This window comes from Martelella sp. NC20 (genome assembly GCF_013459645.1).
Lineage (GTDB): Bacteria > Pseudomonadota > Alphaproteobacteria > Rhizobiales > Rhizobiaceae > Martelella.
The window spans coordinates 403,136-416,128 of record NZ_CP054861.1 but is presented as its reverse complement, the minus strand read 5'-3'; the positions used below and the strand labels follow the sequence as shown (position 1 = coordinate 416,128).

Sequence of the window (12,993 nt, the reverse complement as noted above, 5' to 3'; positions counted from 1 at the left end):
GCCCCGAAATCGGAGCGGACCAGTAGAGGTAACGACGACGGCAGCGGAATGTTCCCGCCTCAGCCCGTCAGATGGCCTTTTCTGGCCGATGCTTCGAGACGTTTGATATCATTCTCGAAATCGAGCATTTGTCGAGCACGGTCCAGCGTCTGGGCGGAATAGCTGCGCGCATTCGCGCCGTAACCCTCAAAGGGAAGCAGCGACAGCGAGCCGAAAGCGTGCTGCAGCCGGAGCCCGACCTCCACCTTGTCCGCGCCGTCCCGGGAAATGCCCGTAAAAGCGGCATCGAAGAAATCGTCGGTTTCAATGGCCGGGATGAAGACGCGGCCGTGACGCACGTCCGCGTCGGCCTCGCTGCCCGAGGCCATGATCCGCACGAGATTGCCGATCACATCGATGGCGGTTCCCGGGTCGTTGATGCCGGGCGACAGGGCCCGCATGGCGATCTGCGAGAGCACCGTCAGGCCGTAAAGCGGGTCCTGGTCGTAGCTGCGGGCATTGCCGACGGTGAACGCGCCGCGCAGGGCTTGCCGTGTCTCCTCATCGGTCGCGCTTTCCCGAGGAAGCGCGATCCCGGCGATATGGCGGCCCGGCGTGACAAAGGCGCCCGGACGCTCAAGCACGTGGATGTTCGCCTTGAGCCGCTCCGCGATATCATCGAGTGCCGGAACGTCGATGAACCGCAGATAGCCGATCTTGTCGTGCTCGATCATGTCAAGCCCGGCGGGGCGTTTGTCCTTCTGCGGGTGGGCATGCAGATAGGGAGCCCGGCGATAGTGCTCCATCGAGGGGGTGGCGGCCGCCTCGACCTGTGCGACCGTCTTGGTGATCTGGCCGAGATGGCCGAGATAGTTGATCCAGCGCACGAGCGTCACCACGATCAGGACGATCACCGCGATGGTGGCGACAAACAGCACCAGCCGGCCGCCGCCGCCATAGAGCGACGTGTTGAGCGCGATCAGGCCGACAAGGCTGAAGATGAAGGCGCCGAGGAAGGTGGAAAGCGCCGACTGGGCTATCCGGTCCTGCAACAGCGTACCGACGGCGCGCGGCGTGGCGTTGCTGGCGGCCGCCGTCGAGGCCTGGACCAGCGTGTTCAGCGAAAACACCAGAACGGACAGCATGCTGGTGGCGATGATGGTCAGCAGGCTGTCGACCGCGCCGCGGCCGATAATGTCCTGAAGGCTTTTCGGAATGACGGGGTCGGCCATCACGCCGAGCAGGGCGGTCAGCACAGCGGCGACGCAGTAGAGCGAGGCGACAAACCACACCTGACGCGTGGCCTGGAGCACAATCCACCAGCCCTTTGACATTTCGAACTTCATTCAGCGCCGCCCCTTCCTGCGAGAACATGAAACGTGCGGCGAAGCCTGTTGGTTCCGCTCGGGGCAGCGTGCGAGGCCGATCCTCAGCTTTCGGCCTTGCCCGAAACCTTCAGCGCGAAGGCGTATTCCAGCGCGATTTCCTCAAGCCGCTGGAACCGTCCGGACGCGCCTGCGTGTCCGGCGTCCATATTGGTTCTGAGCATGATCGGCGCCGTGCCGGTGGTGGCCTCGCGCAGCTTTGCCACCCACTTTGCAGGCTCCCAATAGGTCACTCTGGGGTCGGTAAGGCCGGCCAGCGCCAGAATGGCAGGGTAGGGTTTTGCGTCGATATTGTCGTAAGGGCTGTAGCTTGCGATGTAGTCATAGGCCTCCTGCGTGGCGATCGGGTTGCCCCATTCGTTCCATTCCGGCGGCGTCAGCGGAAGCGTGTCGTCCAGCATCGTGGTCAGCACATCGACGAAAGGAACGCCGGCGATGATGCCGGCGAATTTCTCCGGCGCCATGTTGGCGATCGCGCCCATCAGCATGCCGCCGGCGGACCCGCCCTCGGCGACGATCCTGCCGTGGCCGGTAAAACCTTCGGCCACGAGGGCATCGGCGGCGGCGATGAAATCGGAGAAGGTGTTCTTCTTGTTTGCCATCTTGCCGTTTTCGTACCAGGCGAAGCCCTTGTCCTTGCCGCCGCGGATATGGGCGATGGCATAGACGAAGCCGCGATCGACCAGCGACAGGCAATTGGTGGAAAACGAGGCGGGAATCGAAATGCCGTAGGCGCCGTACCCGTAAAGCAGGGCAGGCGCGGTGCCGTCGAGCGGCGTATCCTTGCGATAGACGATGCTGACCGGCACCAGTTCGCCATCGGCGGTCTTTGCCTGGATGCGGCGGGTGACATAGTCGTCCGGGTTATGGCCGGAGGGCACGTCCTGGGTTTTCAGCAGGGTGCGTTCGCGCGTCGCCATGTTGTAGTCATAGAGCTGGCTCGGCGTCGTCATCGAAGAATAGGAAAAGCGGATCGTGTCGGTGTCATATTCGGCAGCGCCCTGAAGCCCGAGCGAATAGGCTTCCTCATCGAAGGCGATGGCGTGTTCCGCGCCGGTTGCCCGGTCGCGGATGACGATGCGGGGCAGGCCAGCAAAGCGCTCCAGCCAGATCAGATGGCGGGCGAAGGCCATATGGGCCAGGATCAGCCGCCCCGGCTGATGCGGCGCGACTTCTTTCCAGTGCGCCTTGCCGGGCGTGGCGACCGGCGCTTCCATGATCTTGAAATCCTTGGCCCCGCCGTCATTGGTCAGAATATAGAAAACATCGCCGCCCTCGGTGACGTCGTATTCCACCATGGTCTCGCGCTCCGCCACGATTTCCGGCGCGGCGTCGAGACGTGAGGTCGGGATGATGCGCACTTCGGAGGTCTGGTGATCGTGAATGTCGATATAGATGAAATCATCGAGCAGCGAGCCCGAGATGCCGACGAAGAAGCCGGGATCCTTCTCCTCGTAGACCAGCCGGTCGTCAGCCTGTCTGGTGCCGATCACGTGATGGAAGACCTTCGAGGGGCGGTGGTTTTCATCGACCTCGGTATAGAAGAAGCTCCTGCCGTCCGGCGCCCAGACGCCGCTGCCGCCGGTATTTTCGATGCGATCCTCAAGTTCTTTGCCGCTTTCAAGGTCGCGGACCTTCAGCGTGTAGAATTCCGATCCCTTGTCGTCATAGCTCCAGATCGCGCGGCTGTGGTCGGTGGACTGGTCGAAGCCGCCAAGATCGAAATAGGCCTTGCCCTTGGCCTCCTTGTCGCCGTCGAGCAGGGTTTCGCGCAGGCTTTCGTCATTGACGTCGCCATCGCGCGGTATGCGGAAGAAATAGGGCTGTTCGGCCCCGGTGTGAAAGGCCGTGCCGTAGGCATAGGGGCCCTCCTTCATCGGCACGGAACTGTCGTCCTCCTTCATGCGGCCGCGCATTTCGGCAACGAGCTTTTTCTGCAGCGCCTCGGTGTCGGCCATCGCGGCTTTCATATAGGCGTTCTCAGCCTCCAGATGCGCGCGGATGTCCTGTTCGAGGATGGCGGGGTCCTTGAACATCGCCTGCCAGTTTTCAGCCCTCAGCCAGGCATAGTCATCCGTGCGGGTCCTGCCGTGGCGGGTATCGTCGAGGGGCTTTTTGATCGCTTTCGGAGCATCGGGCAGCGTCTTGAAGGGGGTCACGGGCAGGCCTTTCGGGTAAGTCATGTCGGCGCAAGATAGGTGGCGCGCGGAGCGACATCAAGCTTGGGCCTCAGACTTGCCGTATTCGGTTGCTCTGTGTTCAAAACATGTAAAGCGCTTCCGGGAAACCCGGATGGCCCGTCCGCAGGCGCGAAAAAACAAAATTCACGATCGGAGATATGGATTTGACCAAGGCTTTCCTCGCGCTGATAACCCTGACGCTCATTGCCACGCCGGCCCTTGCAATCAACCAGCGGGTCGAAAACGAGCTCGACCGGCTGGATCCCGAGGAAAAGCTGGAGCAGCGCTGCGATATCGAGGCGATGGGCCGGATTGATGAAGCGCGCAAGGACATGAGCCCCGACAAGGTGATTGCCTACACCTTCGCGCCGACGAAAGTGAACGGCACCACGCTGGACGCGCCGGGCGCCGCCATGCGCTCCCATGGCCACTGGTACAAGCTGTCCTATCACTGCGCGGCGGCGAGCGATGAACTGGCGATCAAGTCTTTCAGTTTCAAGATTGGCAACGAGATCCCGCGCAAGGCCTGGGACCGGCTTTATCTTTATCCGTAATGTCGGTCCGCTTTTCCGGGACGCGCTCTTGCGCCAAACGCTTCAGGATTTCGCGCACATGAAAACGCCCACCGGGGGAGGAGGATCCGGTGGGCGTCATCGTGGAGATCGGCGACTTGGGAGGAGGAGGAGGATCGCCGATCCTGATCGAAGGGGGCCGGGAGGAGGATAGCACCCTTCGAAAGCTCTGTCAGATCGCGTCCTTGCGGGCGACGCGACGGATATCAGCGCGGCTGATACCGAGGTCGGAAAGTTCGCGATTGCTCATGCGGCCAAGTTCGGCGACGGTCTCGCGATACTTGAGCCAGTTGTTGAACGAGCGTTGAATGTTCATGTTGCGGCTCCTTTCGTGTGTTCGGTGCGCTGTTGTTGATTGGATATATACAGAGCCTGCGCGGCACGAGGCAGGGGGGTAACAGCATTGCCCCTATGCAAAAAACGCAGGGCTCGAAATGGAAGCCTTTTTAATGGGCAGTGTGCTGAACGCGTGAGCACAAGACGGGGCAAAGCAGGCTGCGTTCGCGTGTCATTGGCTGTTATGGGCTGGCGTTCAGTCCTCCTCCACGAACACTTCCGCGCGGCGGCGGTTGACCGAGGGTATCAGCACGATCACCAGCACGATCGCGGACGCGATCAAAAGCCCCAGGCTGATCGGGCTGGTGAAGAACACGCCGGCATCGCCGCCCGAAAGCAGCATGGTGCGTCTCATATAGACCTCCATCATCGGCCCCAGCACGAAGCCGAGCAGCAGCGGAGCGGGTTCGCAGTCGAGCTTGCTGAGCGTGTAGCCGGCAGCGCCCGAAACCGACATGACGATCAGATCGAACGGATTTTCGTTGATCGAATAGACCCCGATGGCCGAAAAGCCGACGATTGCGGGGTAGAGGAAATTGGCGCGCACGCTCAGGAGCTTTACCCAGAGCCCGATCAGCGGCAGGTTGAGGACGACCAGCATCAGATTGCCGATCCACATCGAAACGATGACGCCCCAGAACAGCGAGGGTTGCTCGTTGATCAGGTTCGGTCCGGGCGTAATGCCCTGGATGATCAGCGCGCCGACCATCAGCGCCATCAGCGGGTTGGACGGAATGCCGAGCGTCAGCATCGGCACGAACGAGGTCTGCGCGCCGGCATTATTGGCCGATTCCGGCCCGGCGACGCCGGCGATCGCGCCCCGGCCGAAGGTCTCGGGCTTTTTCGAGACCTGCTTTTCCACCATGTAGGAGGCAAACGACGACAGCATCGCGCCGCCGCCCGGCAATATGCCGAGAAACGATCCCAGCAGCGTGCCGCGCAGGATCGGCATACCGGCCTCCCTGAGGTCGCGGAGGCTCGGCAGCAGGGCCGAGATGTTGGTCTTGAGCGGCTCGCGCGGGGTTTCGTCCTCCAGGCCCTTGAGAATTTCGGCCAACGCGTAGATGCCGACCCCGAAGCCGAGAATTGGTATGCCTTCGGCCAGATCGTAATTGCCGAAGGTGAAGCGCGCCTGTCCGGTATAAAGATCGGTGCCGACCGTGCCGAGAAGCAGGCCGAACACGATCATGATGATGCCCTTGAACACCGATCCATGGGCAAGCGCGATCGACGCCACCAGCCCCAGCACCATCAGCGAGAAATAATCGGGCGGGGTGAATTTGAGCGCAAGCATTGTCAGCGGGATCGCGAAGATCGCGATCAGCAGCGTGGCGAAACAGCCGGCGACGAACGAGCCGATCGCCGCCAGCGCCAGCGCCGTGCCCGCCTTGCCCTGGCGGGCCAGTTGGTAACCGTCAATGGCGGTCACCGCCGACGAGGCCTCGCCCGGCAGGTTGATCAGGATGGCGGTGGTGGAGCCGCCATATTGCGCGCCGTAATAGATGCCGGCGAGCATGATCAGCGAGGCCTCCGGCGGAAAACCGAAGGTCACCGGCAGGAGGATGGCGATGGTGCCGAGCGGCCCGATGCCCGGCAGAACGCCGATCGCCGTCCCGAGGAAAACCCCGATGAAACAGAACAGCAGGTTGATGGGCTGAAAGACGGTTTCCAGTCCGAGAGAAAGATGCGCGAAAAGGTCCATGGATCAACCCGTGAAGACGAAACCCCAGAGGGGAATGGTCATGTTCAGCAGATAGTGAAAGACGAGTACGCAGAACAGGCTGAAGGCGGCGGAAAGCAGCGCGGCCTGCCGCAATGTCGTCACCTGGCTTGCAAGGCAGGACACGAAGATCGACAGGAAGACCGCGATCAGCAGGCCGAAAGGCTCGATGGCGAAGCCGAAAATCATCGGGCAGACGATGATGATCAGGGTCGCGCGCGGCGGCGCCATCACAAATGGCTCTGTCTCGGGCGGCGCCGGCAGAAACAGCACGATCAGCGAAAGCGCCGCCAGGATTGCCGACAGCACGACCGGAAAGAAGGCCGGCCCCATTCTGTCCAGCGTGCCCATGTTCATGGTCGTCAGCGCATAGCCGCCCATGGCGACGGAAATGACCAGGAATATGCCGGAGAAGATGATGTTTTTCCCGCGCGCACCGCCTCCACTCATGTCGATCTCCTGCGTCTTAAACCTGCTGCGTGCGGCCCGATGGAATGAAGCGCGAATTGCCGCGCCCCTCTAACCCCGGCGTTGATCCTGCTCTATACAACGGGAACCGCATATGGCCTCGCCGCACAGCCCCCCCAACCTTCTCGCCCCGGAGGGGCGAGTAGCCAAACGGGCACCCTCCCGGAAACGTCCTAGTTGTTGCGGATATCGTACTTCTTGATGATATCGCGCCAGGTGGCTTCCTCGCGGACTGCCATTTCCTGCAGTTCCTCCGGCGTCGACGAGGTCGCGCGCTGGTAGTTCCTGGCGAAGGCCTCCTGCGCCTCTTCGCTGGCCAGGAAGGTCGCGATTGCCTCGTTCATCGCCGCGATCACCTCATCGGGCGTTCCCTTGGGCGCAAGAACGCCGGACCAGAGCGGCGCGACCAGATCGACGCCGGCCTCCTGGAAGGTCGGGACATCCGGGAAATCGGGGTTGCGTTCCGCCGAGGCGATGCCGAGCGCCTTCATGCTGCCCGACTTCAGGTGTTCGGTATAGGCCTCCGACAGGAAGTCGATCGAGATATCGAGGCTGCCCGACAACAGGTCGACGAGGATCGGCGAGGTTCCCTGATAGGGCACGATCTTGAGGCCGGCCTCGGCCTGTTCGCTCACCATCAGTTCGATCATGTGGCCGTAGGAGCCGATGCCCGGATTGCCGGCGCTGACCTCGCCCGGATGGGCCCTGGCATAGTCCAGCAGTTCGCCGAGATCGTCGGCGGGAAAATCCGCCCGCGCCACCACCACCATGTCGCCATGGGTGATCTGGCTGACATAGTCGAAATCTTCCAATGGCGCGTAGGGCAGGCCGGTATAGGTGTTGGTGTAATTTGCGGACGGGCCGGGAAACCCGACCACATAGGTATAGCCGTCGGGTTTGGCGTGGGCGACCGACGCCATGCCGATCGTGCCGCCGGCGCCGGGCTTGTTGTCGACGATAACGGTCTGGCCGAGTTGTTCCTCGAGATCGGCGGCCATCATGCGCACCAGAAAATCGGGCCCCGCCGGAAACGGAAAGACGATCCGGATCGGCTTGTCGTTCGGCCAGTCCCTGGCCTGGGCGACGGTTGCCGGGCCAAGCACGGCGCAGATCGCTCCGGCGGCGGCGATCCCGATGGTTTTAAGCAATGTCCTCATGTGTTCCTCCCCTCAAACGCGATGCGGTTCTCCCAAACTGCATGATGTAGGCTAGCCGGATTGTCCATCTTCGGCCAATCCGATGACGATGCGTTTCAACGCGTGAAATGGGACGTGCTCCCGCCCACCGCAGTCCGGCGGCGGCGTTTCCCGGCCCCGTGACCGGCAAGGACCACGCCCGCCAGACATGACAATTTCGTCATCTTCTTGAAACGCTATGGGCGGCACACCAGTTCAGCATTCTCTCTCGCGGCCAAAGCCGCATTGCCCGGTCGGCCGCAAGCCAGGCCGGGCTTTTTTTCATACGCGCCGGCCGCGCCCGATTCTCGCGAGCGTCGGCTCGGCGGCAAGCAGGCGGCTTGTATAGGCGGCGCGCGGATTGTCGAGCACCTGGGGGACCGGCCCTTCCTCCACCACGCGGCCCGCCCGCATCACGACCACGCGGTCGCAGATCTCGTCGACCACGGCGATATTATGGGTGATCAGCAGCACCGAGACGCCGTGATCGGCGCGCATCGTGAGGATCAGTCTGAGGATCTGCGCCTGCACCGTCACGTCCAGTGCCGAGGTCGGTTCGTCGGCGACCAGCAGTTTCGGGCGGGTGATCAGCGCGCGGGCGAGCGCGATCCGCTGGCGCTGGCCGCCGGAAAATTCGTGGGGGTAGAGGTCGATATCCCGCGCCTTCAGCCCGACCTCTTCCAGAAGTGCGGCAACCCGCAACCGCCGGGCCTTGCCGGTGGGGGCATCGGGGTCAACCGCCAGCGGTTCGGCGACGATGCGGCCGATCGTCTGGCGCGGATCGAGCGCGCTGTAGGGATCCTGAAACACCATCTGGAAATGACGCCGCATCTTGCGGAGATCGCCCGACGACTGCGAAAACAGGTCGGTGCCGGTAAACAGCACCCTGCCGGCGGTCGGGTGGTCGAGCGCCATGACCAGCCGGGCAAGGGTCGATTTTCCGGACCCGCTCTCGCCGACAATGCCGAGGATTTCGCCGGGCTCCATGGCGATCGAGACTCCGTCCAGCGCGGTGCGCTCGCCATAGCGCCGGGTCAGTCCGTCGGTTTCGATGAGCGCGGTCATGATCCGGCCTCCAGTCCTGCCCGGACCCGGCGGGGCAGGGCTGCCAGCAGCGCGCGGGTATAGGCGTGGGCGGGATGGCGCAGCACGTTTTCGGTTTCCCCCTGTTCCATCCGTTGCCCGTCATGCATCACGAAAACCCGATCCGCCATCCGCGCGATGACGCCGATATCGTGGGAGATCAGGATCAGGCCGATGCCGAGTTCTGTAACGAGATCGTCGATGATGTCCAGTATCTCGGCCTGCACGGTGACGTCGAGCGCGGTGGTCGGCTCGTCGGCGATCAACAGTCTCGGTTTCAGCGCAAGCGCGATCGCGATGCCGACCCGCTGGCGCTCGCCGCCGGAGAGTTCGTGCGGATAGGAATTTATTCTTGTGCTTGCATCGCGGATACGGACCATGTCCATCAGACGTCGCGCTTCCGCCCTGGCTTCAGTCCGTGACAGCGGGCGGTGCAGCCGGAGCGCTTCGGCAATCTGGCTGCCGGCGGTCATGGCCGGGTTCAGCGCGGTCATCGGTTCCTGAAAGATCATACCGATTTCCGCGCCGCGCATGCGGGTGAGCCGTCTTTCCGGCAGCGCCAGCAGGTTTTCGCCGTCGAGCAGGATTTCGCCTTCCGCCCGCGCCGTCTTCGGCAACAGGCCGATCACCGACAAGGCCAGCACCGATTTGCCCGAACCGCTTTCACCGACAATGCCCAGCGTTTCGCCCTTTGCCAGCGACAGGTCGAGGTCGCGCACCACCGCCCGTCGCCCGCCGCGTCGGTCCGCAAAACTGATGGTGAGATCGCGGATATCGAGCATCATGCCGTCTCGCGCGGATCGGTCAGCCGGCCAAGCCCGTCGCCCAGGAGATTGAGCCCGAGGACGGAGAAGGCGATCGCAAGGCCCGGCGCCAGCACCAGATGCGGGGCGGTCGCGAGATAGGTCTGGGCATCGGCCAGCATCCGCCCCCAGCTTGGCGTCGGCGGCGCGACGCCGAGGCCCAGGAAGGAAAGGCCCGCCTCGGTGAGGATCGCAAGCCCGGTCTGGATCGCGACCTGCACGATGATCTGCGCGGCGATGTTGGGGAGCACGTGTTCGAGCGTGATCGTCAACCCGGTCTTGCCGGCCATGCGGGCGGCGAGGATATAGTCGCGCGCCCAGATCCGCAGCGCCGCGCCCCGGCAGACCCTGGCAAACACCGGCACCATGAACAGCGCGATCGCGGTGACGGTGGTCGCCGGCCCGCCGCCCAGCACCGCGGCCAGCAGCAACGCCGACAGCACCGGCGGGAAGGCGAACACGATATCGTTGGCGCGCATGATCGCGGCCTCGGCGGCGCCTCGCCTTGCGGCGGCCGCCATGCCGAGCGCCGCGCCGGCGGCGCCCCCGATCGCAACCGCGGAAAACGCGATCGACAGCGAGGTCCATGCGCCGGCCATGATCATCGACAATTCGTCGCGGCCGAACTGGTCGGCGCCGAACAGGCCGCCGGGGCCGGGCCCCTTCAGGCGGACGGCAATGTTGATCGCGGCGGGATCCATCGGCGTCCAGAACCGGCTGAGGATCGCGGCGGCGACCAGCACGATTGTGATCGTGGCCCCGATGATCAGCGGCAGGCGTCTCATCGCGCCGCCCTCAGGCGCGGATCGATCACCGCATAAAGCGTGTCGACCAGGAAATTGAGGCCCATGACGATGACGGCGAACAACAGCGCGACATTCTGGATCACGATCAGGTCGCGCTGCGACAGCGCCTGATAGGCGAGCGTTCCAAGGCCCGGCAGGGTGAACACGTTTTCGACCAGCACGGTGCCGGCGATCAGCACCGAGACCTGCATGCCGAGCATGGTGACGACCGGGATCAGCGCGTTCGGAACCACATGACGCCACAGCGCCCGCATCCGGCTTGCGCCCTTGGCGCGCGCGGTACGCACGAAATCCTCGCGCGCCACTTCGATCACGGAAGTCCGCGTCACCCGCGTCAGCACAGCGGCCTGGGGGATGGCAAGCGCGATCGCCGGCAGCGTCAACGCGTTGATGGCGGGCAGGAAGCCTGCCTGCCAGCCCGGAAACCCGCCCGTCGGAAACCAGCCGAGCGTCAGCGCCACGCCGAGAATCAGCAGCAGGCCGATCCAGAAGCCGGGCACGGCAATGCCGATCTGGGAGAAGAATGTCGCCACGATATCCGCCGGTCCGCCCGGCCGGGCCCCGGCGCTGACCCCGAGCGGAAGGGCGATCAGCAGCGACAGCGCCACGGCGTAGAAGGCCAGCGGCAGGGTGACGGCGAGGCGTTCGCCGATCAGTTCGGCAACCGGCGTCGAATAGGTGTAGGAAAGCCCGAGATTGCCGCGCGGGAGGCCGGCCAGCCAGTCGCCGTAGCGCAGGAGGAAAGGCTGGTCGAGGCCGAGCTGGCTGCGAAGTGCTGCAAGCGTGTCGGGGGCCGCCGAAGTGCCGAGCATGATTTCCGCCGGATCGCCCGGAACCGCCGCCATCACCGCGAAGATGATGAAGGAGACGGCCAGCAGGCTTGTGACCATAAAGGCAAGATTGCCGGCGATGCGCCGCACCGCCGGACGGGTTTTCCACACGGTCTACTTGCTCCAGTGCACGCCGGTCATGTCGTTGGAGGGCACCGGCTCGTTGACCCACAGCCCTTCGAGATCGGCGTTCCAGACCCCGATCTTGGGCCAGGCATAGAGAAACAGCGCCGGCACGTCCCCGGCGAGAATTTCCTGGGCCTTCCTGTAGCCGGCAAGCCGTTCTTCGGTGCTGGTCGCATCGGCAATCGCCGTCATCGTCGCGTCGAAATCGGGATTGTCATAGTTGAAGTAGTAGGGATGGCGGGCATAGATGCCGATATCGAGCGGCTCGGCATGGCCGATAATGGTCATGTCGTAATTGGTGTCCTTGAACACGTCCTGCAGCCATTTCGCCGGAAATTCGGAGGATTCGATCGTCGCCGTGACGCCGATCTGGGCGAAATAGGCCTGCATGATTTCCGCCGCGCGCTCGGCATAGCCGCGGTTCGGCGCCTTGATGGTGAACTGCAGGCCATCGCCATAACCGGCTTCCGCAAGCAGCGCCTTCGCCTTGTCCGGGTCGTAGGGCAGTACGCCGGTCAGGTCCTCATAGCCGGCATCCGAAGGCGAGAAATGGCTGCCGATCGGGGTGCCGTAACCGGAATTGGTGGCGTCAATGATCGCCTGCCGGTCGATCGCCATCATCAGCGCCTGGCGCACCCGGACGTCGTCAAAGGGCGGTCTGGCATTGTTCATGCCGGCGACCACTTCCATGCCGGTGGTGCCCGGCACGACCTTGAAGGCGTCATTGGTCTCGAACGTGCTGACGAGTTCGGGGGCTCCAAATTCCGGTATGGCATCGACCCCGCCGGAGGTGAGCGCTGCGGCCTGCGCCTGCGCGTCGGAAATGAAGCGGAAGGTCACGGTTTCAAGCGCGGGCTTTTCGCCCCAGTAATCCGGGTTGCGGGAGAGCGTGACCTGATTGCCCTTCTTCCATTCGCCGAATTCGAACGGGCCGGTGCCGACCGGAGCGGTGGCGTTGGTCGCTTCGCTGTCGGGTTCCACCATCACGGCGGCGGGAAAGCCGAGCCAGTAGAGAAGGTCGTAGGCGGGGCGGGAAAGGGTGAGCGCCAATGTATGATCGTCGGGCGCAGCGACGGCGTCGATCGCGCTGTAAAGCGCCTTCTGCGGGTTGACGCTGTCTGCCGCAATGATGCGGTCGATCGTATATTTCGCGGTTTCTGCGGTGAACGGCTTGCCGTTGTGGAAGGTCACGCCCTCGCGCAGTTTGAACGTATAGCTCAGCCCGTCTTCGGAAACATCCCATTCCTCGGCAAGCTGCGGGGCGATATCGCCATCCTCATCGACCGTCACCAGTCCCTCGAACAGGTTCTTCCAGACCACCTGGCCGATCGCGACGGGGGCGGCGGCGGTTGGGTCGAGCCCGGTCGGCTCGATCCCCATGCCGACAACGACATCGCTGCGCGGGGCGGCAAGCGCCGGCGCGGCGATCAGGCCGGCGACAAGCGTGGCTGCGGCGAGTGTGGTGAAAATGCGGGTCATGCGCTCCTCCAAGCGTGTTCTGGTTGGAGCGTCTATAACGGGAGTGCCGGA

At 63.7% G+C, this 12,993-nt stretch carries 12 protein-coding genes; 1 reads left to right on the top strand and 11 read right to left on the bottom strand.

All coding sequences use genetic code 11. From position 1 onward, the window contains the following. Window positions 1–59: 59 nt before the first annotated feature. Both HQ843_RS02030 and HQ843_RS02025 read right to left on the bottom strand, forming a co-directional pair. A complete protein-coding gene (locus HQ843_RS02030) occupies window positions 60–1,325 on the bottom strand; it encodes a DUF2254 domain-containing protein (RefSeq protein ID WP_180900057.1) in 1,266 nt (421 codons plus the stop codon). 83 nt (window positions 1,326–1,408) lie between these two features. Continuing rightward, a complete protein-coding gene (locus HQ843_RS02025; protein ID WP_180901992.1) occupies window positions 1,409–3,523 on the bottom strand; it encodes a S9 family peptidase in 2,115 nt (704 codons plus the stop codon). A 185-nt stretch (window positions 3,524–3,708) separates the two neighbouring features. Between HQ843_RS02025 and HQ843_RS02020 the strand changes: the two genes are divergently transcribed. Beyond that, window positions 3,709–4,098: a DUF930 domain-containing protein gene (locus HQ843_RS02020; protein ID WP_246710249.1), complete on the top strand. Its 390-nt coding sequence runs from the start codon at window positions 3,709–3,711 to the stop codon at window positions 4,096–4,098. A 190-nt stretch (window positions 4,099–4,288) separates the two neighbouring features. Here HQ843_RS02020 and HQ843_RS02015 read toward each other — a convergent pair whose 3' ends face one another. From HQ843_RS02015 to HQ843_RS01975, 9 genes are all read right to left on the bottom strand, one after another. Beyond that, window positions 4,289–4,432, bottom strand: coding sequence for a DUF1127 domain-containing protein (locus HQ843_RS02015; protein WP_018064992.1), 144 nt, complete (start codon window positions 4,430–4,432; stop codon window positions 4,289–4,291). Between the two features lie 216 nt (window positions 4,433–4,648). Next, complete coding sequence (locus tag HQ843_RS02010) at window positions 4,649–6,154, bottom strand: tripartite tricarboxylate transporter permease (RefSeq protein ID WP_180900059.1); 1,506 nt, start codon at window positions 6,152–6,154, stop codon at window positions 4,649–4,651. A 3-nt stretch (window positions 6,155–6,157) separates the two neighbouring features. Then, a complete protein-coding gene (locus HQ843_RS02005) occupies window positions 6,158–6,622 on the bottom strand; it encodes a tripartite tricarboxylate transporter TctB family protein (protein WP_180900060.1) in 465 nt (154 codons plus the stop codon). Window positions 6,623–6,813: 191 nt separating this feature from the next. Next, a complete protein-coding gene (locus HQ843_RS02000; RefSeq protein WP_180900061.1) occupies window positions 6,814–7,797 on the bottom strand; it encodes a Bug family tripartite tricarboxylate transporter substrate binding protein in 984 nt (327 codons plus the stop codon). Between the two features lie 300 nt (window positions 7,798–8,097). Then, complete coding sequence (locus HQ843_RS29270; protein ID WP_180900062.1) at window positions 8,098–8,880, bottom strand: ABC transporter ATP-binding protein; 783 nt, start codon at window positions 8,878–8,880, stop codon at window positions 8,098–8,100. Then, on the bottom strand, window positions 8,877–9,683 hold the full coding sequence (locus HQ843_RS29265; protein WP_180900063.1) for an ATP-binding cassette domain-containing protein: 807 nt from the start codon (window positions 9,681–9,683) through the stop codon (window positions 8,877–8,879). The genes HQ843_RS29270 and HQ843_RS29265 overlap by 4 nt, the downstream gene beginning before the upstream one ends. Further along, window positions 9,680–10,486, bottom strand: coding sequence for an ABC transporter permease (locus tag HQ843_RS01985; RefSeq protein WP_180900064.1), 807 nt, complete (start codon window positions 10,484–10,486; stop codon window positions 9,680–9,682). Before HQ843_RS01985 ends, HQ843_RS29265 begins: the two co-directional genes overlap by 4 nt. Continuing rightward, window positions 10,483–11,448: an ABC transporter permease gene (locus tag HQ843_RS01980; protein ID WP_256432937.1), complete on the bottom strand. Its 966-nt coding sequence runs from the start codon at window positions 11,446–11,448 to the stop codon at window positions 10,483–10,485. The genes HQ843_RS01985 and HQ843_RS01980 overlap by 4 nt, the downstream gene beginning before the upstream one ends. 3 nt (window positions 11,449–11,451) lie before the next feature. Continuing rightward, window positions 11,452–12,942 (bottom strand): ABC transporter substrate-binding protein, encoded by a 1,491-nt coding sequence (locus HQ843_RS01975; RefSeq protein ID WP_180900065.1) that lies wholly within the window; start codon window positions 12,940–12,942, stop codon window positions 11,452–11,454. Between the last annotated feature and the right edge of the window lie 51 nt (window positions 12,943–12,993).

What these genes read in the sequence shown, in the direction of transcription:
- HQ843_RS02000 (WP_180900061.1), bottom strand. Translation starts at nt 7,797, where the DNA reads ATGAGGACATTGCTTAAAACCATCGGGATCGCCGCCGCCGGAGCGATC.
- HQ843_RS02005 (WP_180900060.1), bottom strand. Translation starts at nt 6,622, where the DNA reads ATGAGTGGAGGCGGTGCGCGCGGGAAAAACATCATCTTCTCCGGCATA.
- HQ843_RS02015 (WP_018064992.1), bottom strand. Translation starts at nt 4,432, where the DNA reads ATGAACATTCAACGCTCGTTCAACAACTGGCTCAAGTATCGCGAGACC.
- HQ843_RS29270 (WP_180900062.1), bottom strand. Translation starts at nt 8,880, where the DNA reads ATGACCGCGCTCATCGAAACCGACGGACTGACCCGGCGCTATGGCGAG.
- HQ843_RS01985 (WP_180900064.1), bottom strand. Translation starts at nt 10,486, where the DNA reads ATGAGACGCCTGCCGCTGATCATCGGGGCCACGATCACAATCGTGCTG.
- HQ843_RS02010 (WP_180900059.1), bottom strand. Translation starts at nt 6,154, where the DNA reads ATGGACCTTTTCGCGCATCTTTCTCTCGGACTGGAAACCGTCTTTCAG.
- HQ843_RS02030 (WP_180900057.1), bottom strand. Translation starts at nt 1,325, where the DNA reads ATGAAGTTCGAAATGTCAAAGGGCTGGTGGATTGTGCTCCAGGCCACG.
- HQ843_RS29265 (WP_180900063.1), bottom strand. Translation starts at nt 9,683, where the DNA reads ATGATGCTCGATATCCGCGATCTCACCATCAGTTTTGCGGACCGACGC.
- HQ843_RS01975 (WP_180900065.1), bottom strand. Translation starts at nt 12,942, where the DNA reads ATGACCCGCATTTTCACCACACTCGCCGCAGCCACGCTTGTCGCCGGC.